Source organism: Capsulimonas corticalis, from assembly GCF_003574315.2.
In the GTDB taxonomy this organism is placed as follows: domain Bacteria; phylum Armatimonadota; class Armatimonadia; order Armatimonadales; family Capsulimonadaceae; genus Capsulimonas; species Capsulimonas corticalis.
On the sequence record NZ_AP025739.1, the window covers coordinates 4,352,106 to 4,373,625 of the forward strand.

The 21,520-nt window shown below is 61.7% G+C and carries 23 protein-coding genes; 4 read left to right on the forward strand and 19 right to left on the reverse strand.

Going from position 1 to position 21,520, the window contains the following annotated elements; genetic code table 11:
* Position 1: 1 nt before the first annotated feature.
* The 14 genes from D5261_RS18590 to D5261_RS18655 all read right to left on the reverse strand — a co-directional run bounded on the left by D5261_RS18590 (position 2) and on the right by D5261_RS18655 (position 12,372).
* Entirely contained in the window at positions 2-706 is a 705-nt protein-coding gene (locus tag D5261_RS18590) for a hypothetical protein (protein WP_165864438.1), read from the reverse strand.
* Positions 699-1,271, reverse strand: coding sequence for a hypothetical protein (locus D5261_RS18595; protein WP_119323314.1), 573 nt, complete (start codon positions 1,269-1,271; stop codon positions 699-701). The genes D5261_RS18590 and D5261_RS18595 overlap by 8 nt, the downstream gene beginning before the upstream one ends.
* Entirely contained in the window at positions 1,268-2,578 is a 1,311-nt protein-coding gene (locus D5261_RS18600; RefSeq protein WP_119323313.1) for a PilN domain-containing protein, read from the reverse strand. The genes D5261_RS18595 and D5261_RS18600 overlap by 4 nt, the downstream gene beginning before the upstream one ends.
* A complete protein-coding gene (locus tag D5261_RS18605; protein ID WP_119323312.1) occupies positions 2,575-3,858 on the reverse strand; it encodes a type II secretion system minor pseudopilin in 1,284 nt (427 codons plus the stop codon). The genes D5261_RS18600 and D5261_RS18605 overlap by 4 nt, the downstream gene beginning before the upstream one ends.
* Positions 3,855-4,589 carry a prepilin-type N-terminal cleavage/methylation domain-containing protein gene (locus D5261_RS18610; protein WP_119323311.1) on the reverse strand — a complete coding sequence of 245 codons (735 nt, stop codon included), beginning with the start codon at positions 4,587-4,589 and terminating at the stop codon, positions 3,855-3,857. The genes D5261_RS18605 and D5261_RS18610 overlap by 4 nt, the downstream gene beginning before the upstream one ends.
* Positions 4,586-4,972, reverse strand: a complete 387-nt coding sequence (locus D5261_RS18615; protein WP_119323310.1) for a type IV pilus modification PilV family protein — start codon at positions 4,970-4,972, stop codon at positions 4,586-4,588. The genes D5261_RS18610 and D5261_RS18615 overlap by 4 nt, the downstream gene beginning before the upstream one ends.
* On the reverse strand, positions 4,965-5,519 hold the full coding sequence (locus D5261_RS18620) for a pilus assembly FimT family protein (protein ID WP_119323309.1): 555 nt from the start codon (positions 5,517-5,519) through the stop codon (positions 4,965-4,967). Before D5261_RS18620 ends, D5261_RS18615 begins: the two co-directional genes overlap by 8 nt.
* Positions 5,516-5,965, reverse strand: coding sequence for a type II secretion system major pseudopilin GspG (gene gspG, locus D5261_RS18625; RefSeq protein WP_119323308.1), 450 nt, complete (start codon positions 5,963-5,965; stop codon positions 5,516-5,518). Before gspG ends, D5261_RS18620 begins: the two co-directional genes overlap by 4 nt.
* Complete coding sequence (locus tag D5261_RS18630) at positions 5,962-7,182, reverse strand: type II secretion system F family protein (protein ID WP_119323307.1); 1,221 nt, start codon at positions 7,180-7,182, stop codon at positions 5,962-5,964. The genes gspG and D5261_RS18630 overlap by 4 nt, the downstream gene beginning before the upstream one ends.
* Positions 7,183-8,766, reverse strand: coding sequence for a GspE/PulE family protein (locus D5261_RS18635; RefSeq protein ID WP_119323306.1), 1,584 nt, complete (start codon positions 8,764-8,766; stop codon positions 7,183-7,185).
* Between the two features lie 120 nt (positions 8,767-8,886).
* Positions 8,887-10,440, reverse strand: a complete 1,554-nt coding sequence (locus D5261_RS18640; RefSeq protein WP_119323305.1) for an ankyrin repeat domain-containing protein — start codon at positions 10,438-10,440, stop codon at positions 8,887-8,889.
* 194 nt (positions 10,441-10,634) lie between these two features.
* On the reverse strand, positions 10,635-11,012 hold the full coding sequence (locus D5261_RS18645; RefSeq protein ID WP_119323304.1) for a PAS domain-containing protein: 378 nt from the start codon (positions 11,010-11,012) through the stop codon (positions 10,635-10,637).
* A gap of 53 nt (positions 11,013-11,065) precedes the next feature.
* Positions 11,066-11,464 carry a hypothetical protein gene (locus D5261_RS18650; RefSeq protein WP_119323303.1) on the reverse strand — a complete coding sequence of 133 codons (399 nt, stop codon included), beginning with the start codon at positions 11,462-11,464 and terminating at the stop codon, positions 11,066-11,068.
* A gap of 38 nt (positions 11,465-11,502) precedes the next feature.
* Positions 11,503-12,372 (reverse strand): hypothetical protein, encoded by an 870-nt coding sequence (locus D5261_RS18655; protein WP_119323302.1) that lies wholly within the window; start codon positions 12,370-12,372, stop codon positions 11,503-11,505.
* A gap of 401 nt (positions 12,373-12,773) precedes the next feature.
* On the opposite strand from D5261_RS18655, the gene D5261_RS18660 reads away from it, so the two are divergent.
* From D5261_RS18660 to D5261_RS18675, 4 genes are all read left to right on the forward strand, one after another.
* Positions 12,774-12,959, forward strand: a complete 186-nt coding sequence (locus D5261_RS18660; RefSeq protein ID WP_301002077.1) for a hypothetical protein — start codon at positions 12,774-12,776, stop codon at positions 12,957-12,959.
* A 199-nt stretch (positions 12,960-13,158) separates the two neighbouring features.
* Entirely contained in the window at positions 13,159-14,181 is a 1,023-nt protein-coding gene (locus D5261_RS18665; protein ID WP_125206176.1) for a DUF1559 family PulG-like putative transporter, read from the forward strand.
* A 165-nt stretch (positions 14,182-14,346) separates the two neighbouring features.
* Positions 14,347-15,348 (forward strand): LacI family DNA-binding transcriptional regulator, encoded by a 1,002-nt coding sequence (locus D5261_RS18670; RefSeq protein ID WP_119323300.1) that lies wholly within the window; start codon positions 14,347-14,349, stop codon positions 15,346-15,348.
* Between the two features lie 90 nt (positions 15,349-15,438).
* Positions 15,439-16,371 carry a glycoside hydrolase family 43 protein gene (locus D5261_RS18675; RefSeq protein ID WP_165864437.1) on the forward strand — a complete coding sequence of 311 codons (933 nt, stop codon included), beginning with the start codon at positions 15,439-15,441 and terminating at the stop codon, positions 16,369-16,371.
* Between the two features lie 20 nt (positions 16,372-16,391).
* Here D5261_RS18675 and D5261_RS18680 read toward each other — a convergent pair whose 3' ends face one another.
* The 5 genes from D5261_RS18680 to D5261_RS18700 all read right to left on the reverse strand — a co-directional run bounded on the left by D5261_RS18680 (position 16,392) and on the right by D5261_RS18700 (position 21,442).
* Positions 16,392-16,958: a PIN domain-containing protein gene (locus D5261_RS18680; protein ID WP_218025696.1), complete on the reverse strand. Its 567-nt coding sequence runs from the start codon at positions 16,956-16,958 to the stop codon at positions 16,392-16,394.
* Positions 16,955-17,365 carry a helix-turn-helix domain-containing protein gene (locus D5261_RS18685; RefSeq protein ID WP_119323298.1) on the reverse strand — a complete coding sequence of 137 codons (411 nt, stop codon included), beginning with the start codon at positions 17,363-17,365 and terminating at the stop codon, positions 16,955-16,957. The genes D5261_RS18680 and D5261_RS18685 overlap by 4 nt, the downstream gene beginning before the upstream one ends.
* A gap of 109 nt (positions 17,366-17,474) precedes the next feature.
* The gene (pulA, locus tag D5261_RS18690) at positions 17,475-19,700 is read right to left on the reverse strand and encodes a type I pullulanase (protein WP_119323297.1); all 2,226 of its coding nucleotides are present in this window, start codon (positions 19,698-19,700) and stop codon (positions 17,475-17,477) included.
* 118 nt (positions 19,701-19,818) lie between these two features.
* Entirely contained in the window at positions 19,819-21,183 is a 1,365-nt protein-coding gene (locus D5261_RS18695) for an MFS transporter (RefSeq protein ID WP_218025695.1), read from the reverse strand.
* Positions 21,184-21,214: 31 nt separating this feature from the next.
* On the reverse strand, positions 21,215-21,442 hold the full coding sequence (locus tag D5261_RS18700) for a hypothetical protein (protein ID WP_119323296.1): 228 nt from the start codon (positions 21,440-21,442) through the stop codon (positions 21,215-21,217).
* Positions 21,443-21,520 lie beyond the last annotated feature (78 nt).

Consider the following 21,520-nt stretch of genomic DNA (forward strand, 5'->3'; position numbering starts at 1 on the left):
ATTAATTCTGCTGACGGCGCCGCCGTCCGCGTCCGCCGCCAAACTGGGCGGCGCCTCCGGTGTCGGCGCTGGGCGCGGCGTCCGGCGTCAACCCGGGCAGCGGCTGGATCGGCATGGGAACGAGCATGCTGGGCGCTCCGGGCTGCCCGGGAGGAAGCGGCGGCGCGCCGGGAACGCCCGGCGCGCTCGCGGCGGCGGTCATCGGGCCTGCGGGCTCCGGCGCGTCCGTTTTGAACGCCAGTCTCGTCTGCTGTCCAATTCCATTCTCAAGCACCAGGAACTCAGTGGCGATCTGCACCACGCGGAGCCCTCGCCAGGTATCGCCGGCCTTCAAAAAGGCGACGTCGCCGGAGGAGCGATTCTCCACCACGGCGCTTGCGACGCCGTCGATCGTGTTGACCCCGGTTAGCTCCCATTCGCCCTTGCTGGCTGAGACGTTGGGTTTCGGCGGCGCTTTGACGATCGCGACGGGCTTGGGCGGCGTCACGACCGCCGCGAAGGCGTCACGCGCTCCGCCGGCGTAGCGGGTGAAATGCGCGTTATAGTCGGCGTCGGTGAAGCCGTCCGGAGTCTGGACGGTAACACTGGTGTGCTTGACTTTTTTGTGCGCGACCGGTGGGTCCGGCTCGGTCAGGAACACCACCGCACCCGCGACGACGGCGGCAAGAAGTGTATAAATGACGGGGCGACTGATCTTTTTAGCCATTGCCGCCTCCTCCCGATTGAACGGTTGCGATCACGGTTTCGGTGGCGGGAAGGTAGGCGGAGAGGCCCACGGTCGCCGTCACGACATTCGCCTTGGCGCCTCCCGCCGACATGTCCACCGAACGCAGCGCGGTCTTGCCGTTTTTGGCGTCGAACGAGGCGAGCACGCCGCGAACCTGCGGATAGCTTCCCGAGAGCTGGGCCGTGTAGCGAAGCTCCGCAACGCCGTCGAGCGTCTGCCCGCGCTGCGGGCGAAACGATGTTAGCGACACGCCTTGCTGGCGCGCATTGTCGGTCAGCTGGGCGAGCACCGCCGAGGTCACCGAGCGCGGATCGCCGGGCCAAAGGCGGGGCGCGGCGGCGGCTTGCGAGCTGCGCGTGCGCAGCGTCGCCGTCGTCGTATCCCGCAGGATCCGGCGGCGCATCAGCCGGTGCGCCCGCTCGGCGCTGGCGACGGTTGGCGCGGGGACCAGCAAAATATAGAGCAGGGCGGCGCTCATCAGAACGATGGACAGCAGGATCAGCGCGCTGGGGAGGATTTCATCCCGATTCTTGAAGTTGATCATTGCGCCGCTCCCGTCGTTTTCGTCGTGACCGTCGTTTTGCGCGCCGTGGCGGTCGTGGGCTTTTCGGGCGCCGGCATCGGCAGATTACCCACGCAGACGGCGGTCACATTGAACTGCACGACCGGGACGGCGCCGATCGTTCCGGTGCTCGCGAAGACGAGCTTGACATCGCGGAACCGAGGACTCGCGCCCAGCGCGTTGACGAACTGCGTGACGTCGCCGGAGGTCTTCGCCATACCGCGCGCTTGCAGCGCTTTTCCTCGCTCGACCCCGATTCCGGTAAGCCATGCGCCCGCTGGAAGCTGGTCCGCGACATAAGCGACGACATCGCTGAGCGGCTGCGCCGGCTCAAAGGCGCTGCGCATCGTATTCTCAATGTGGATGGCGGTCTGCGCCTTCTGCGTTTCCACCTCTTCGATGGCCTGCATCCGCTTGGACTGCCGCGCAAAGGACGTGTTGCTGCTTTGAACGGCGCGCGCCGCGTCGTTGCGGTCCAGAAATGCGAGAAGGCAGAGCAGGAGCGCCGAGACCGTCATCAGCGACGCCAGGCGCGTGCGCGCCGCGATCCGCTTCTTCGCCTCCAGAATCCGTTCTTCCGCCAGCTCGAAGGCGAATGCGGGCGCCTGGTCCAGCAGCGTCAGCAGATCGCTGCGGCTTGTCAGGCCCGAGGGGAGGGTGAGGTCCCCGGTCGCGACCAGCGGCAGCGCGCCCGACTGCGCCGCCGCCATCGTGCGCTGCGCCTCCACGGCCACATCGCTGTTCAAAGCGGCGAGGCGGCTAAATCGAATAATCCCGTCCTGTACGACGTCCAGCCCCAGGCCGCCGGGATCGGCGGCGGCGACAATGGCGTCCGGCGCGCCGGCGCTCGCGGCGGCGGCCGGCGCCGCGAGCGAGAGCGGCAGGATGCGCTCCGCGTGGACCCCGGCCTCGCGCAGCTCCGTTTTGAGCCGGCGCAGGTCGTCGGACCGGATCGCGCCGATCAGGGTCAAGTAACCCTCGCCGTTATGATCGGCGGTCTGCACGAAATCAAACGAGAGCTGGTCCGGCGGCAAAGGGAACAGCTGGGCCATCTGGATGCCGAGAATGCGGCGCAGGTCTTCCGGGGCGGCTTTGGGCAGGCGCGCCGTCTTGAGGAAGACAAGGCTGCGGCCGACTCCGACCAGCACGTTTTTGTTTCCGTTCCAAAACGAGCGCAGCTCCGGCAAAGCCGTGGCGGCGGCCCTGGCCCCGGTGGCGGCGTTGACCACCTCCACAAAGCCGGGAGTCCAGGAGACATGAATGGGAGGCGCGGCGGGACTGCGGCTCATTGCGCTCCTCCTGAGGTTGTTGTCGACGTTGTCGTCGTATTGGTGATCGTAAGCGCGTCCTGATTCGATGTGGCGCTGGCGCTCCAGTCCCACCAGGTCGGGACGCCGGGCGTATTCAGCTGCTGCCAGCTTAAGACCTGCGGAGCCGCGTTGGTGATTCGAATGGTCGCTTCCAAAGCGGCGCTCGATCCTCCGCTGGCGCCGTAGGCGCGCACGGTCCAGGTGTCGCCGCCGATGGTGACGTAATCGGCGATCTGCGCGAGCTGCCCCTGCGTGAGCTGGAGCGTCGTCGCCAGCTGTCCGAGCGACGTAAAGCCGCTGTTTTGCTGCGTCACGATGGACGCGGCGGTTGCTTGAGACATATTCGGAATGGTCATGAGTACGGACTGTGTTGCGGTGTTGATATTGATCAGGCCGGGCGTTCGTGTCGCCGTTGTGAACTTCGCGATATTGAGCAGGGTCGATTGGTCGTTCGCGTTCATCTGTACCTGTGTGAACAGCGTGCGGAACGACGTGAACGGAGCGCGCTGCGCGATCTGCGCGGCGACGGGAGCGCTGATTCCCGCCGTCCGAAGGGATGCGGGCGTGACCCCGCGCTGCGAAAGATTAATGCGCGCGGTTCCATCGGCGCGTGTCGCGCCCGCGCCGCTGTCCACCGTGAGAACGGAGGCGAGCGGCAGCGCGACGCCGGCGGCGTCCTGAATTGGCCCGGCGGTCGTCGTTACGGTTGTCTGCGGCTGGTAGAGCATGCTTCCGGTCCAGTTCTTGATCAGCAGCAGCTCGTCCAGCGTCGTGAGCTGCCCTAATCTCGTATTGTATGGCTGCGTCAAACCGTTGTAGTAGGAGTCTTTCGCCCCGTCGGAGCGGGGCTGCGTCCCCGTCTCCCGCCAATCGAGCAGGCAGTCCGATTGCTCGGTGGTCAGCGGCAGCAGCGCCAGCTGCGCGGCCCCGGCCGTATTGATATTGACCATCGAACCGGCGTCCACGATCTGCATGCGAAACGTCGAATCTCCCAGATCGTAGCTGACGTCCCCATTGCCGCCAAGCTGCGCCCAGGCGTCGTTTTGGGTTACCTGACTGGTGTTCGCCGTGAGCAGCGTCGCCATCGCATAGGCGATCGCCGACCGCTCCGCCGCTTCCGCGCGGCGTTCACGCAGCTTGTTTTGCGTCTGCTGCATGGAGGCGCGCTGATCGGAGGCGATGATCGCCATCAGGGCGACCAGCACCAGGATCACCATCAGCGCCTCGATATAGATAAATGCCCGCCGTTGTGCTCTCATGAGAGACCCTGCGCCGAATCGGGATTGGACGCCGTGACATTGCTGGTTGGGATCGCCACCACGAAGACGTGCACGCTGTTGTCGGGGGCGCTGCGCAGCCGATAGCTGATCTGCACCGCCGCCGGCAGACGCCGGTCTCCCGTCGCCACCGTGTCCCAGGAACTGATCCACTGCGTCCCCGTCCAGAACTGGAACCCGATCTGGCTAATATCGGCGTCCATCGTCGATTCGAAACCGCCCTGCGTCGGATCGCCGTCGCTCGGGTGCTGGATCCGCTCGAACAGACCGGTATGCGATCCGGCGTCGCCCACGGCCGTCGTACTCAGCGAAATCTCCGTGACGCCGCCCACCGGCCCGCGCGCCGCCTGCTGTGTTTCAAAATCGTCGGCGCTGTCCTGCGTCGCAGCCGGGACGCCGGGGGCGGTCGTGGTGAGCGTCAGCCGGTCGCACCCCAAATCGCTCTGTCCGCCCGCCGAAATCCCCTGAAAAAACGTGCTCGTATCGGTCGCCGTGGAGGTGATGCGCGCGCCGCGCAAAATCCTCGTAATTTCCCGCTCGGTCCGGTCCGTCGCGTCCTGCTCCGCCAGACGCGTCGTATGCGCCTGCTGAAGATGTGTCGCCGCCTGAAACGCGTAGGCCAGGGCGGTCGCCAGGATCGCCGCGATCGTCATCGCCAGAAGAAGCTCCAGCAGCGTCAGGCCGGCCTGCATTCGCTTTTTGCGATCGTTCATTGCGTTTGCGCCGTGGTGGAAGTCGTCGTGGCGGGCGGAACGTAGACGAATTCCGTGATCGCCTGCGAGTCGCGAGCCCGGGTCGCGGTGACGGTCACCTGATCGACATAGGCGGTGCTGCTGGTCTGGACGTCCATATTCCAGGAGATATCCGTGTAGCCGCGATCCGTGAAGTCTCCGCTCGTGGCGTATGTGCTGGGGTCGCCGTTGACGCGGACGTCCTCCAGCTTTTCCGACGCCAGCCGCTGGAGCAGATCGGCGCTGTTCGCCTTGATATCGGCCGCCGTCAGCGCGCGGATGCCGCCAAAGACGCCTACGACGGCGATCGCCACCAGCATGGTCGTGATGACCACCTCGACTAATGTGAATCCTGCTTTAGCCACGCTGCTGCAACTCTCCCGCCGTCCATCGGTCCTGCGCCGTATCCGGAAGCGCGTCGGCGATCCAGCGGATCTCGCCCGTGCTCGTGATGACGAGCGATTTGCGCGCCGAGCCCTCCAAAAACTGGAGGCCGCCGCTGTCCGAGGCGCCATCGGGATAGACCGTCCACCGCCATGTCCCCGGATCCGCCGTGGCGTTGTTGAGCTGGGCCGCCTCGATTTGAACGTCGGAAGTCAGATCGACCTGCCGGACCGACTCCGCCGCGCCGGTGACGGGCGTGCGCTCCATGACCACCGACGAGCCGTCGATGCGGATCGTGACGGGCTTTTGCGAAGAACGGGCTTCGTTTTGCGCCTGTACCGGCATGCGGGCGATCGAGGCGTTGAGCTGGGCAAGCTCGCGGGAGCGCTTGACGGCGGTGAGATTGGGCGTGACCAGGGCGACGAAGAGCATCAGGACCACGAGGACGATGCTGAGCTCGATCAGGGTGAAGCCCGCCGCGCGCCGGCGCGCGGCGCCGATCCGTCTTCGCCGTAGTCCGTTGCTCATTGGTCGCTGGTGATGTCCGCGGCGTCGCCGTCGCCGCCCGGCTGGCCGTCCGCGCCATACGATGTGATCAGGAAGTCCTGTCCATCCGGGCCGGGCGCCTGGTAGATGTACTCATTCCCCCAGGGATCGGTCGGCAGGGCCTTGGTGGTGTAGGGGCCTTTCCAATTGCGCGCGCTGCTTGGCTTCGTCACGAGAGCCTGCAAGCCTTCCTCGGTCGTCGGGAAGCCGTCGTTGTCCAGCCGGTACTGCTGGAGCAGACTGCTCAGCGTCGAAATGTCGCTGGAGGCCGACGCTTTCTTCGCGTCGCTGGTGCGGCTGACGAGGCGCGGGACGATGAGCGCCGCCAGGATCGAGAGGATCAAGATGACGACAAGCAGCTCGATGAGCGTAAATCCACGGCGGGATCGCAGAGATGGGCGGGATCGGTGTAGGTTTCTGTTTTTCATTTGACTAGGTTCTGCGCTTCGAAGATGGGGAGTAGCACGGACAGGACGACAAACCCTACAAACGTTCCTAGGGTCAGCACGATGATGGGCTCGACGAGCGCCACGAGACGGCGCATTCCCGTGTCGACCTCGAAATCCAGGCTGTCGGAGACTCGTTCGAGCATCCGGGGAAGGTTGCCGGTTTCTTCCCCAACGGCGACCATGTGCGTGAGCACGGGCGGAAACGCGCCGGCGTCGCGCATCGCTTCAGCGATCGGCCGGCCGGCGCGCACTTCTTCCTCAACGAGAAGCGCGCTGCGCTGAAACACTTTGTTGCTGGCGGATAGCCCCGCGATTTGCAGCGCCTCCAGGATCGGCACGCCGCCATGGACCAGGGTCCCAAGAACGCGGCTGAAACGCGAAACCGTTCCCTTCTGGATGACGGAGCCGATGATGGGCGCATTCAGCAGAAACTTATCGCGCGAATACGCGCCCGCCGGCGTCAGCAGCCACAGGCGCAGGCCGACGATCAGACCGATCGTCACGGTCACAAGAATGACCCAGTAATGCGTGGCGAAGTCCACGCCGCCAAGCAGCATCTTGGTCGTAAGGGGAAGGTCCGTCCCCATATCTTTGAAGACGGGAGACAGCTTCGGCAGCACGAAAGTGACGAGAAAGATGACGACGAACAGCGAGGTGGACGCCAGTACGGCGGGATACACCAGGGCGCCGACGATTTGGCCGCGCCGCATGACATCCGATTCTTGGTACTCCGCGAGCCGCGCCGCGACATCCCCGAACTGGCCGCTCGCCTCGCCGGCGCGCAGCGTTTCGGTAAAGATCGCGTTGAAATATTTCGGGTGCTTCGACAGCGCCTGACTGACCGACATGCCGGAGCGGACATCCTCCAGCGCTTCCTCGGCGACCCGCTTCAGCGTGAGGCTCTCGGACTGTTCGATCACGACTTGCAGCACGCGGTCCAGAGGCAGGCCGGCGGAGGAAAGGTCCGCGAGACGGCGCGTGAACAGCGCCAGATCCTGTCGGGACGGCGCCTTGCGGCTGCCGGTCGCGATGGGGGACGCGCCGCCGGCGCTGGACGCCTCGCGGATATCCAGCACGAAGCGCCCTTCGGCGGCAAGCCGCGCGATCGCCGCGTCCCGGGTCTCCGCGTCGACCGATCCGCTGCGCCGGGCGCCGGCCGCATCCATCGCGGTGTAATCGTAAGTCAACTGAGCCATTTAGACTGTTTCCCGCCGGCAGACGCGCAGGACTTCCTCGGGCGTCGTTTTGCCTTCGAGCACCGCAATCACGCCGTCGCCCAGCAGAGTCCGCATGCCGTGCGTTTGAACGGCGTGATCCTTCATATCGTTGGAGCTGGAGCGGGCGACGGTCAGCCGCCGAATCGTTTCGTCAATCGTGAACAGCTCGTACAAACCGACGCGTCCTTTGTAGCCGCTGTGCTGGCACCGGTCGCAGCCGCGTCCGCGCCGGAACGGCGCCGCGCCGACCCACTCATTGCCCGTCAAGCCCAGCGCTTCGAGCATTTCCGGCTTGGGGGAATCCGGCTCGCTGCAAAAGACGCAGTTGCGGCGAACCAGGCGCTGGGCGATGGCGCCGATCAGCGAAGAAGCCACGAGATAGGGCTCGACGCCCATGTCCAAAAGCCGGGTAACGGCGCCGGGCGCGTCGTTGGTGTGCAGAGTGCTGAAGACCAGGTGTCCCGTCAGCGCCGCGTTGATCGCGATGTCCGCCGTTTCCTGGTCGCGGATCTCTCCGACCATGATCACGTCCGGGTCCTGGCGGACGATCGAGCGCAGGCCGTTCGCGAAGGTCAGGCCGATGGCGGGCCGGATCGGGATCTGCCCGATTCCGGGCAGCTGATACTCGACCGGGTCCTCGACCGTCAGGATATTCGTGGTCGGCGACCAGATCTCGCGCAGCGACGCATAGAGCGAGGTGGATTTTCCGGAACCCGTCGGCCCCGTCGCCAGAATGACGCCGTAGGGCAGACTGATCATCTGGCGGTACTTCGCCAGCGTGTCGGACCGCATGCCGAGCTCTTCCAGACCAAGCATCGCCGTGTTCTTGTCCAGAATACGCATGACGGCGCGCTCGCCATAGACGGTGGGAACGATGCTGACGCGGACGTCGATCGGCCGTCCGGCGATCACGATCTTGATACGCCCGTCCTGGGGCAATCGGCGCTCGGCGATGTTCATTTCGCCCAGGATCTTGATTCGCGAGATAATCGCCGCGTGCATACGCTTTGGCGGCGTCATCACTTCGCGAAGCATGCCGTCCACACGGTATCGGACATGCACGTCCCGGTCGTAGGGCTCCACATGGATGTCGCTCGCGCTGTCCCGCACGGCCTGCGCGAAGATCAAATTGACCATCTGGATGACGGCGGTTTCGCCCGCCATCTTTTGCAGGTCGGCAAGGTCCGTCGTCTCGTCCGCATCGAGCAGCGTCGATCCGTCGGATTCGCCGGGCAGGCCCGCGAGAATGCGCTCTAAAAAGATCTCCTCGATCTTCTCGCGCACAAAGGCCGGCGACGCCAGCACTGCGCGGGTAGGCATCCGGATCAGCAGGCCAAGCTCGTCCACCGCGACCAGCGCCTCGGGCGCGCCGATCGCCGCCACGAGAACGCCGTTTTCCACCGCGAGCGGCAGCACCTGATTTTTCAAGGCAAAGTCGCCCGGAGAAAGCTGAATGGCTTCTTCGGTCGGCTTGACGATCTCAAGATCCACCCATTCAAAACCGTCCTTCAAAACGGCGTGATTGGGGATCGAGATGGATTCGGTAGGGATTGAAATCGACATAAGAATTACTCAACGAGGTTAGACGTTTCGCCGCTCCACATGTTCAGACGCATTTTCTACGCCGCCGTTACAGCCTCGCCCAAATCTTTTGAATTGGGCGAAGCGTATCTCATTGGTTGACTATGATATGATAACGGGCGAAGATGAAAATGGTATGAAGAAGGCGCGCAGCTTTTCGCCGGCGTCCTCCAGCCACGCGGGATCCCACGCCGCGCCGGCGTCCAGCATCGCCCGCAGCGTGTCCTCGAACGCCTCCCACGGTCGTTCCTGGTTATTGTTCGCCCCATGGATCGCCCACTGCATCGGCGTCGTCCCAAAGTCGGCGCCGACGCTTTCCAGCGCCGCGCCGCGCGCCGTGAGCAGCCGGACGACATCGGCGTGCGCCCGCCAGCAAGCCCAGTGCAGCGCCGTCGCATGGTTAGCCCCGCGCGAATCCGGCGAAACCCCCAGGTCCAGCAGCGCCCGAACGGCCTCAATCCGCCCATGCTCCGCCGATTCGGCCAGCAGCGCCGGGCTTTGCTGGAGAACTTTGGCCGCCTGATCGGGATCGGTCTGGCGCAGCGCGCTGAGAACGGAGAGATCGCCGAGCGCAAGCGCCGCGATGATCCGATCCTCCTCCGTGAGAGCCGAGTTCGCCCCCCGCGATTCCAGCAAGGCGGCAATCTCCGTCTGCCCCGTAAGCGCCGCCTGGCGAAACGGCGTCCAGCCCTCGGCGCTCCGCGCTTCCATATCCGCGCCATACTCCACGAGCAGCCCGATGCAATCCGGACCGCGCCGCCGCAGGATCGCCCAGTGCAGGCTGTTTCCGCCCGTTGGCGAGCTTCGATTGGGATCCGCCCCATGGCTTAAGAACAGGCGCAGCCCCTCCGAATCCTCATAGTCCAACTGATGCGCCAGCGCGTTCGTGGCGTTGGGATCCGCCCCGCGCCGCAGCAGCAGCGCCGTGCATTCGTTGGCGGCTTGCTCCACCGAATGGTAGAGCGATTCATTGTCATTGGGATTGGCGCCCGCATCCAGCAGCATCTCCGCAAGCTCGGCGTCGTGCAGGACGCCCGCCGCGCCGTACAGGGCGCTCAGCGGAAAATCCTCAAACGGCGCCTCGCGATACGACGCATTCGGGTCCGCGCCCGCGTCGATCAACAACTTCACCGACGCCAGTAAGTGCGGCCGCCGCTCGGCGTCCTGAAAGAAACGGGAGAACACGGCGTAGAGCAGCGGGAGACGCTGTCGCGGTCCGCCGGCGGCGTTCGCCAAACCGCCCTCACGCGCGAGGAATCCACGCAGCGCGTCCGCATCGCCATAGGCCGCCGCCGAATAAATGGAGAATTTCGCAAGCTCCGGCGTATCGTCCAGCAGCGCGCGCGCCTTCGCAAGCTTGCCTGCAATCGCCGCCTCGACAAACGCGTCCGCCTTCGCGCCGAGATCCATCTGCGCGGATTGCAGCGCCACGACGAGTCGCGGCCAGCTGGGAAAACCATGCTCCCGCGCCAGCACAAGCTGCGCGTCCGTGAGTTTGGGAATGCGATTTGGAGAATTTCGAAACTGTGGATGGTGCGTGTGAAAGCGCTCCCGCGCCTCCAAAGAGCTGGCCTGCGCGGCCCGAAGCAATTCCTTCGCCTGCGTGCGAAGCCGCGCCAGATCGGCGACGGTGAGTGTGGACGTGTGAGAAGACATACGAACTCCCTTAACGCCTGCGTGTCCGCATGGTCAGGCTGAAAGAGGTTCGTCGGAACGAAACCCGGTCAAGTGCTGGGGCGGGCTCGGCCCTTTCCGCGGATTGGATGCGCCCCCAAGCGCAGAGAGAGTTTACCATGGACGGGGCGCCGCGTCAACTGGGAATTCCTTCTCGGCTGTTTGAACCGTCTGGATTACTGATCGGCGTCGCGCTGCACGAGCAGCCAGTTGGTTTTGTTGATGGGATCGCGGTAGAGACGGAAATTGACGAGGGTAGGGCGCATGATGTAGGTGAGGGTGTATAAAATCTCGCTATTGAGCGCGTTGGCCTTGACGCCTTCTTTGAAGACGCCGTAGACCAGTCGGTTGTTGGTGGAAGGGGCGATCTGGGTGAAGAAGTTTTTGCCGAACGCGTAGACGGGGTCGACTTTGGTCAGATCCGTCGCGTACTGGTTGTAAAAGCCGATGATCCCCGCATCGTCCAGCATCACCGCTCCGAAGGGGAGGGCGTCGAGCTGTTCGTGGGACATCAAGGGCAGGCTGCGGAGCATCTCATCGCTCACAAAACTCATGGGTATTTCGACTTTCTCGGTGAACGGTTTCGCCGCAAATCTTTGTGGTCAGGTTACTTGGCGCTCAAATGGTGAAACGCGGCGATAATTTCGTCGGCGTCCGCACGGCCGAGCTCCCGCTCCAGCTTTGCCCGCTCTTCATAGAGAGAAACCAGCTGCGCCTCAAGACTCTCCATCGCGGCGCTGAGACGTTTGATTTTGCCGGCGAAGGCGCTAAAGCGCGCATGCGCTTCCTGGAGGTCGGTGGCGTCGTCTCCGATCACGACTTGTTCGGGCGTCGGCTGAAGATCCTGGACCTTTTGCTCCAGCGCGCGCACCTTTAGGACCAGCTCCTCCGCGTCGGCGGTCCCCAGACTGCGCTCCAGCAGGATGTTGTTTTCCGTGAACGAGGCGATTTGAGCCTCCATGGCGCCGATCATTCTGGCCGGATCGCGAAAAAGTGAATTGGGCATGATTGTGGTTCCTTGGACTGACCCCATCCGGCGCGACGTTAGTGCAGTTCGAGATGTTCCAGGTCCTTCTCCATAGCGCCGAACAGATCCACAAGGCCGCGCAGCGCGGCGTTTTCGGCGCTGAGCTTACGCATCGTCGCGGCGATCTGGATGGCGTCCGCGGCGCCAAGCTCTCGTTCTAAAATCGCTTGATTGCTTTCCAGGATCAGCATCCGATCGACCAGCCGCGCCATGTCCTGGCGCGCGGTTCGGATCGAGCCGATAATGGCGCTGCTCTCCCAGGTATTTAGCTCCCGCTTCAGGTTGGCTTGATTGGCTTCCATGCGGTGAATGTCGGCGGTCGCCATGGATAGCTGAGAGCGCAGGTCGGCGGTGACGGCGTCGTTGGCGGCGGCTTGATTCGCCAGCATATACGTCATATCCGCCAGCTCATCCTTCCATCGGCGCGTTTCCTCAATGATCTCCGCCGGCGAGGCCGTGCCGAGCTCAATGACGAGCTTGAGCTGCTCCGAGGCGACGAGAGGATTACGAAGGACGGTGTTGAGATTTTCCGTGGTGGCGATGGGCATCGCTTCTTCCAGCGCCCGCAGGAGCGCCCGCAGAAGCCGCGCTTCGTAAAGCACGGCCGGATGAGGGGCTCCTCTGTGGGTTTGGTGGATCACCCGGATATTGGCCATCTCCCACTGACTGCGCGTCTGTGCGTACATCAGGGCCACCACGGGTTCGATCTGTTCCGGATCGGTGATGTCCTCCAGGACGCGCTGGAACTGCTCCCGCATATCCGCGACCCGCCCGGCCGCGATGACGAATGGCTCCTGCGGCAGATCCGCCCATGGAGTGAGGCAGCGCTCCATCTCGTCGGTGAGAGAAGAAGACTGTAGAATGCTTTCGATTGTGGTGCGGAGCATCGAGACTCGCATTTCCAGCGGTACGCAGCAAATTTGGGAATTGGGTGTTCGTGTGCTGTACAGCAAATTATACAACAAGAACCGGCTGCGAGCAGTTCCTGAATGAATAAAACCCGTAAATTTCGCGATAGGCAGGCATGCGTCGTCATGGCACAATATCTCCATGAACTTTGGAATGCCATGTATGGATTGTGGTGAAGAAACCGACCGGATGCACGAGAATTATTGCGCTGCTTGCAAACGCATACGGAGTGGGGGGCTGGCGTCTCCTGGGCCGGCCCGACACGTTCCCCTGCTTCTTCGGCTGCTCCTTGTCGTCAAAAGCACTTTCCAATTGTGATTTTCGATTTTAATGCTCGGACGCTATTGCCATCGCGTCAATATTATGTTAGAATATCCTTATGACAGTTGGCTTACCATGTATCACCTGCGGCGAAGAGACGGCCACGTGCAATGATGACTATTGCGGACGCTGCGGCAAGCGTTTGAAAGATGTGTCTCAAGTTTCGAACAGCGCCGACGGCCGCGCTTTCCGCTCGCCGCTGCAGCGAGTCGTTCTTTTGATCCAGAGTATCTTCCTGCGCTAGCCTCCCTCTCTTTACTTTTTGATGCGAGAAGCCGCTTTCCCATAATGGGAGGCGGCTTTTTCTGTTTGGATGGGTATGACTATAAGATTGATGGCGTCGATAATGAAGGAAAATTTCCCTTACCCCTAGAGTAAAACACAAATTTTTATTCGATTGCCAAAATAGTTCTTGACAGACTCTGAGGCGTGTATTATAATGAATGCAACCGGTTACATCGCGGTTATCACAAGATTACAAATATGTAACCGGTTACTTTTACCTGTACGACGAAGTCGTCCAACAACCTGGCAGCCGGAACGCCCGGCGTATTTATCCTGTTAATCATCAGGAAAGGGAAATTATGAAAAAAGGTTTTACTCTTATCGAGCTTCTCGTGGTCATAGCCATCATTGCGATCCTTGCCGCCATTTTGTTCCCTGTTTTCGCTAAGGCTCGCGAAAAGGCCCGCCAGATTTCCTGCGCCTCCAATATGAAGCAATTAGCGTTGGGACTGTTGCAATATAACCAGGATTACGACGAATCCATGCCTACCACCAACACCATCTGGGGCGGCGGCTGGGCAGGTGAGGTTTATCCGTACGTTAAAAGCGCTGGTGTCTATGCCTGTCCCGATGACGCAACTCCTCCCATTGATCCCGATCCGAGTCATGTCAGCGACCCCAAATCCGTTCGAGTTTCTTACGGCCTGAATGTGAACGTAATCTCACCCTATGTCGATGGTGAAAACACCAATACGTATAACGGAACTTTCTTTGGCCGCTTAAGCAGCACTGCTCTCTCCGCTCAGGCATCGCCTGCTAGCACTGTTCTGCTATTCGAGATTCAAGGGCAGCATAGCGTGGATGTCACCAATACTCGGGAAACCACGAGTGCGATCGGGGATGGCGCCGTGGGAAACAACGACCAGGGAGGCTCTCCAAGCGGTGGATGCGGTGGCGGAATTGACTCGTTTTATTGCGAAGGCGTGTATGCGACCGGAAAGATTGATGGTTACGGAATCGCCACCACAAAGAATCCGACGGGTGTGCATACGGAGGGAGCCAACTACGCAGCGCTGGATGGTCATGTCAAGTGGCTTCGACCGACCGCTGTTTCCGGAGGGCTGCCGGCGCCTGACTCGAACACGCCGGCGAGCCGAAGCGAAACGACGGCTGCTGGAACGAATAGCATGATCCTGTGTGATGGCGTCAGCCGCGCCGCACTCACCTTCAGTACTAGATAGAGAGCCAATCTGAGAATTTAAAATCGCCCGTTCCGCCATCTGCGGGGCGGGCGATTTTTCTCTCCGAGGGACCTTTCGGGGATTCGGGCGCCATTCTTGACATTACGGCGCCAAACTGACTACAATTCAGAGATGCGATTGTGCAGCAGGAATAGGTGAGATATCGTGACAATTTCGATTCGTGAGGTCGCCGCACGCGCTAAGGTTTCCCGCGCGACCGTTTCGCGCGTTCTGAACAATGTGGATGTGCCTATTTCCGCGGAGACCCGGCAGTTGGTGCGCCATGTCGCCGCCGAAATGGGATATCAGCCAAACCGGGCCGCTCGGGCTCTCGCCACGGGCCGGACACAGACAATCGCGCTATGGACCTCGAATTTGCGCTCGGCTTACTATGGGGAAGTGATTTACTACACGCACGAGGAGATCGTGCGGCATGAGTACGAGCTGTTCGTCAGCGCCGCCGGTATGGGGCCGGGCGAACTAGTGGACACGAACCAGCTTGCCTCCTGGCCTGTGGATGGAGTCCTCGCGGTTGACGTTCCGCGCGGCAAGCTCCTAGGGCTCTCCAACAGTCTGATTGAGAACAAAGCATTCGTCAATATCGGCGCCTACGTTCTTGAAGACGCGGACTTCGTTCAGGTTGACTTCCAGGAAAAGGCCGCTGAAGCCGTGCTTCATCTCGCGGAGACGGGATGCAAGAGGATCGCCTATCTCGTGCCGGATTGGTTTGAGTGGTTTGAGGAGAGCGCCGACGCGCGTTTGACCGGATACCGCCTCGCGATGGCGAAACTCGGCCGCGAGCCCGAATATATCGTGACCGACTCCGAGCTTCGCGAAGCGGCGACATCGGCGCTGGCGTCGTACGCCGGAGCGCACGGATGTCCCGACGGTTTGTTCTGCTACAACGACGAACTGGCGATCGGCGCCTATCCGGCGCTGCGCGAACTGGGACTGAGTATCCCCGATGATGTCGCGGTCGTTGGCTGCGACGGCATCAAGGACACCAGTTACCTCTATCCCGCGCTCACCACGATCGTCCAGCCACTGGAACAAATGTGCGCCACCGCCTGGGCGTTTTTGAAGCGCCGGATCGACGATCCCACCGTCTCCCTCCAGCAGCAAATCTTGCAGCCTCGGCTCGAGATTCGCGGTTCTTCAAAGCGGTAGGAGAAGCCCTCACCCGACCCTTCGGGTCACCCTCTCCCAATCTTAGGAGAGGGGATGGGGGAGGGCCGCATCGCTCGCCGGCGGATCAACATGAAACTCTCGTCTTTGATTGTACTCTCACTGCTGGGAGCCGCTGTGATTTGCCTCGCCGCCGCGCCCGCGACGGGGCGCAAATCGTCAGAAGACAAATACACCGCATACTTAATGGCGTACTTTGGGCCAGAAGAAAAGCTTTTTTACGCCGTCAGCCGCGACGCCCGCCATTGGACGGCTCTCAACGATGGCAAGCCGGTGCTCGACCCCGGCGTCCGCCTGCGCGATCCTTACTTCAGCCGTGTGAACGGCGTGGTCCACCTCGTTCACACCAAAGCCTGGGACACGACGGAAATCTTTCACTGGGAATCCACCGACCTAATCCACTGGAAGGGCGGCCCGATCCAGGTCGTCGGCGAGGAGCAGAAGCGCGCCTGGGCGCCCGAATTTATCTATTCGCCCAAAGAAAAGCTCTTCTACGTATTTTGGGCGTCGGAGCACAACGGCCACAACGTGATCTACTACGTCACCACGCGCGACTGGTCGGATATCACGCCCGAACGCGCCGCCGTCTACTACGATCTCGGGATACACGACATCGACTTCGACGTCGTCGAACACAAAGGGACGTATTACGCTTTTCACAAACCCGGCGATGTCGACGATCTGATGGGCAATCGCCTCACCACCTCCCGCAGCCTCGACCCCAAGATCGATCGATTTGGAAAAGAGGGCGCAGCCCACGATATCTTCCCCGACGAGCCCAAACCCATCGAAGGCCCCGAAGCCGTCAAACTCATTGGCGAGGATCGGTGGTACATTTACGGCGACCCCTTCAACAGCCCGATGGCAGCATGGGAGACCCGCGACTTCACCCACTACGTCAAGATCGACGTGGCTACTCCACACGGCTCAAAGCATTGCAGCGTAATCCCCATCACCGAGGACGAACTGAAACGTCTTGAGATCCAGTATCCGCCGGAGTCATAATCACCCCAATTACATCTCAGTCAGAGTGAGTTTTCATGGGCTCGCAGCAATTGTACCGTTCGTTCTAACCCCTGGCGTTTCAGTGTTTCCAGATATTCATCTATCGACATTGACGGATTCTTGAGTGTTTGTCTTTGCAATTGCAGGGCAGTAATTACCTGTTCGGAGTTCGTTCTCAAGAGATTGCACACAAATGTGTCCGGTGTTATCGCTTCGATTTCGTATGGTGACAGAACAGATGACGGGAAATCTCGCAAATTATTCGTAACGATATAATTCGCGCTGCAATGGATTGCGGCCGCTAACACATGACGGTCGTTTTTATCTGGCGTCTCCAGCATCTCCATGACAGGTTCGTAGCCTTCGACCAACGCGTCGGGAACCGCGTTGTCCATCAGAGTACGAACCTTTGTGAGTTTCTCCAGAGTGAGGTCACTCCGATGCTCGAGAAGGTTTCCGATCCACTCGTCGTGAATTTCGTTTGTCCACCGTGCGTGGAACATGCCTGTTGTCGCCAAATACATCAATGCGCTTCGGAGAGTCTGTGGATAAAGCACGCAGGCGTCATAGATGGCGGTAATTCTCAATCGTCCAGTCCTAATTCCTGTGACAGCGCCTGGAGCTCCGCAAGCGCTGCGTAAGACTGTTCGTCTTGATGCTTCTTAAAATCCAGCACATTTTCGAGCTTTAGCCGCCTTTGATTGCCGACGAAGTGGAAAGGAATACGCCCCTGCTCCAGCAGCTTGACGACGTAGGGCCTTGAAACATTAAGATAGTCGGCCGCTTCCTGTGTTGTGATGTCCGCCTCGATTTGGACAAGCGAAAGGGAATGTCCCTGGGAGAACTCTTCCAGGACACGCTCCAGAACCTTTAAAGCAATGTCAGGGAGTTCGGAGACCTGAAGACTGCCATGCAGCAATAGAGATGATGCCTGCCGGGCTTGTTTTGCTTCCTGATCTGTCGGTGTGAGTGGCTGTAACAGGTTTGAACGCATAATTGGTTCCTCGCTGAATCAATTATACCGTAAATACTCGAAATACTCGAATTCATAGCTTTCGTGAACTCCTTCACGGAAGCTATGAATTGTGAGAGAGCTGGAATTTTTACTTAACCCTGTCTTGATAAAGCACGTATGCAGACAGTGGCGCGAGCGGTAGTGTTTTTGAGGATGGCTGTTCGCCTTCCAAGTCTGCGTGGTCGCTGTTGACGGCGAGTCTCCACGGTCCAGCGGGCAGGGTTATCGCTGCGGCGGCGGCGGAGCCGTGGAAGATCACGAGGGCGCTGCGCCAGTGGTCGCCGTTTGGAGCGCCGTCGAGGGTGAAGGCGATGGTTTGGGCGGGAACGGCGCTTTCCGGCAGGAAAGCGAGAGTGCGATGGACATCGTTCTGTGTGGCGCATCGGAAGATGGGGTGCGCGCGCCGAAGGGCGATGAGGCCGGCGTAATAGTTCGACACGCCGGCGAATTGCCGGCCGCGCGCCCAGTCGAACTGGTTGATTTCGTCGCCGCGATTGTACGAGTTCGCCACGCCGCTTTTGGTGCGGCCCATTTCCGCGCCTCCTTCAAGGATCGGTGCGCCCTGACTGAGCAGCGTCATCGCTCCCGCTAGTTTCAGCGCGCGCTGCTGCGTCTCGGCGCTGGCGCCGGGCAGGGTTTTCAACACCTTGTCCAGATAGGTCATGTCGTCGTGAATCGAGACGTAGTTCATGGATTCCGTCGGAGCATCGGCGAAGTCCGGAGAGCCTTCGATCGCCGTGCGCAGGGCGTCGAATGAAGCGCCGCCGCCGAGGGCGAAGCCGGCCTGGTCGCCATTGAGGTCGCCCCGGAGGGTATTCCGGAAGTTGTCGTTGAAGACAGCGACTCCGGTTCCGCGCTGCGCCCCTTTGCCGAAACGGGTTGGGCCGCCGCCGGTCCATGGTTCGCCGTAAAGCAGAATGTCGGGGCGAGCCTGATGGAGTCGCGTCGAAATGGCGCGGACGGTTTCCGGCGAGAACATTCCGAGAAGATCGAAGCGAAACCCATCGACCTTATACTCCCGCAGCCAGTATCTCAAGCTGTCGATGACGAATTTGCGCACCATCGGATGATCGTCGTCGACCGCATTGCCGACCCCCGACTCGTTGAGAAGATCCCCTTGAAAGTTCGTTCGGAAATAGTAATAGGGGACTGTCGCCCAGTACGGAGAACTGTCGCCCGACGCGGGGACGGTATGGTTGTAGACGACATCCATCACGACGCCGATTTTGGCGTGATGCAGTCCCTGCACCATCATTTTGACATCGCGGATGACGCCGACGGGATCGCTGGGACGCGCCGCGTAGCGCGGCTCGGGGACATTGAACAGATCCGTCTCGTAGCCCCAGTTGTAGCCGCCGGCGTGTGTCGGGTTGATACTCTGGAACGGCAGGAGGTGGACATGGGTGACGCCCAGCGCTTTCAAGTACGCCAGCCCCGTGGGCGCTGAGCCGTCCGCCAAATGCGTCCCCGGCGCGACCACGCCCAGATACGTTCCGCGCAGCTTCGGCGGGACTCCGCTCGCGGGATCGATCGTGAAGTCCCGAATATGCATCTCGTAGACCACCGCGTCGGTTGGCTGCCGCAGGCGCGGCCCCGCGCTCCCCCGCCAGCCGGGCGGATCCGTGCGCGCGAGATCGACCACCATGGACCGGCTCAGGTCCGGGCTTGCGGCGTGACCGTAGATATCCGGCGTCGCGCGCTGGGCGCCGTACGAGCGAAATCGGTACTGATAGAAAGCGCCGTCCATGTTGCCGCTCGCGGCGGCGCTCCAAACTCCCGCCGCGCCGCGCTGCATCGGAATCCGGCGCGCCATGTCGCCCGTCGCGCTTTGGAAAATCAGCACATCGGCGGACGACGCCACGGGGCTCCACACCTTAAACGTCGTCTTTGCCGGCGTGTAGGCTGCCCCCAGGTCCTCCTTGGTGTAACAGTACGCCGGCTCGGACAGCACATCCCGCGCGAAAATCGGCCGCGCGGCCGTATCGCCGTACTGCACGGACATCGTCTGGGCAAGCTCCTCGGGCTTGATTGGCCGGCTTAGCGTCAATCGCACGCGCCGGCTCGGCGCTGCCGTCGGCTTCATGTCGTCCCCGAGCGTGTCCACGCCGGAGACGGCGTCCGTCCGGGCTCCGCAGCGGACAACGACATGGCCCATGAGATCGGCGGCGCTCACAGGCTCTTCCAGCCAGAGGTCGACTTTGTCGCTGGCGTCGAGAAAGGCCGGCGGAAGCGGCTTCGTCGTGTCCCCATGCGCGGCGGCGGCAAGCAGCGCGGCGAGTACGAAGAGGGCGGGGCGGAAGTGATTGATGATCATAATGATAGGTGCAATGTGATAGCGCAATATGAACTGTCGCGCGATGATTAAGAAAGTGCAAACCCACCTTGGCGAAGCGCCGAGGTGGGTTTGTTAGGGGGCGGGGAGGGTCTTATCTCTACCCCACCGCCGGCTCCAAATCGCTTATGGGAGCCGCTTCCGTCACCCGCGTCGCGAGCGCGGCGGCGATGATCAGGCAGAATCCGCCGAGCAGCAGTGTTTTGAGAGAGTTGCTGTGGAATACCGATTTGATGACGATCGGCATGAACAGCGAGTAGACGATCTGCGGCAGCACAATAAAGAAGTTGAAGATCCCCATGTAGACGCCCATACGCTCACGCGGCAGCGCCACGGAAAGGATGGCGTACGGCATGGCGAGGATCGACGCCCAGGCAATTCCAAAGGCGGCCATTGGGAGCAGCAGCAGCGTGGGCGCGTGGATTGCGGCGACGCTCAGCAGGCCGGCGCCGCCAAGCGCGAGCGCCAGGGCGTGCAGCTTGGGGCGGCCGAGCCGCGACGTGACGGCCGGCAGCAGCGGCGCGACGACGAAGCAGACGACGGAGTACGCGGCCATGCAGACGCCCGCCCATTCCGTGGCGCGGTCAAAGAGCGGCGATTTATTGTCCGTGGCCCCAAAGACATGCTGCGCGACGCTCAGCGTGAAGAAGCCCCAGAAACAGGACAGGCCGAACCAGGTGGCGAACTGCACCCAGAAGAGCTGGCGCATCGTGATCGGCATCATCCGCAGCGCATGCGCGATCTCCCGCGCGCCGGCGGCGAGGCCGCTCGTCTCACGGCGGCGCCGTTCGAACTCCGCCATATCCGCCGGCGGATCCTCGGGAGTTTTCAGCACCGTCCAGAGGATCGCGAGCAGAAACGCGACCGCGCCGACTCGGAACGAATACATCACGGAAAGCGGCACGCCGTTGGCCGCCTGCGCCGCCACCCCGAGATGGTGGAGCACCCATGGCAGGACATTGGCGAGGGTGGCGCCCAGGCCGATAAAGAAGCTCTGCATCAGGAAGCCGGCGGCGCGCTGCTTTACCGGCAGCTTATCCGCCACAAACGCTCGGAACGGCTCCATGCTCACATTGATGCTGGCGTCGAGGATCCAGAGCAGCGTCGCCGCCACCCAGAGCGCCGGTGACGACGGCATAAAAAATAACGCGATCGAGGCCAGGATCGCGCCCAATGTGAAGTAGGGACGGCGGCGGCCGAAGCGCGGGCTCCAGGTCCGGTCGCTCATCGCGCCGATAATCGGCTGAATCAGCAAGCCGGTGACCGGGCCCGCCAATCCCAAGATCGGGATCTTATCCGGATCCGCGCCCAGCTTCACGTAAATGGCGGCCATATTGGCCATCTGTAAACCCCAGCCGAACTGGATCCCCAGGTAGCCGAAGTTCATATTCCAGAGCTCCCAGAACGGGAGCGCGCGCGGCTCATTCGGCTCTTCGGTAACGACTTTGTTGGCGCTAAGCATCATATCCACCCTTGTGCTGCGAAATCTTCCACGATCAATGCGCGCCCGGCGAGACGGGGGGACGCTGCGGCGGTCCGCTATCCTGAAGCTGTCGTATTTGGATTGCCTTGACGGCCGGGGAAAGCGTTGGATCGTTTTGTATCTGCTCTATCGTGCGCGGCGGCTGAGTCGGAGCGCTCACGCTCTGCACTTGATGATTACAGCCAGCGGCGGCAATGGCGTAAGCGATGAGAGAGATGAGACGGATGTAATTTGTCTTCATGGAGTGACTTTATCCTATTGGAAGGGCGCAAAGACGTAAAGAGGCCATGGGACAATAGAAATGTCCCATGGCCGCCTT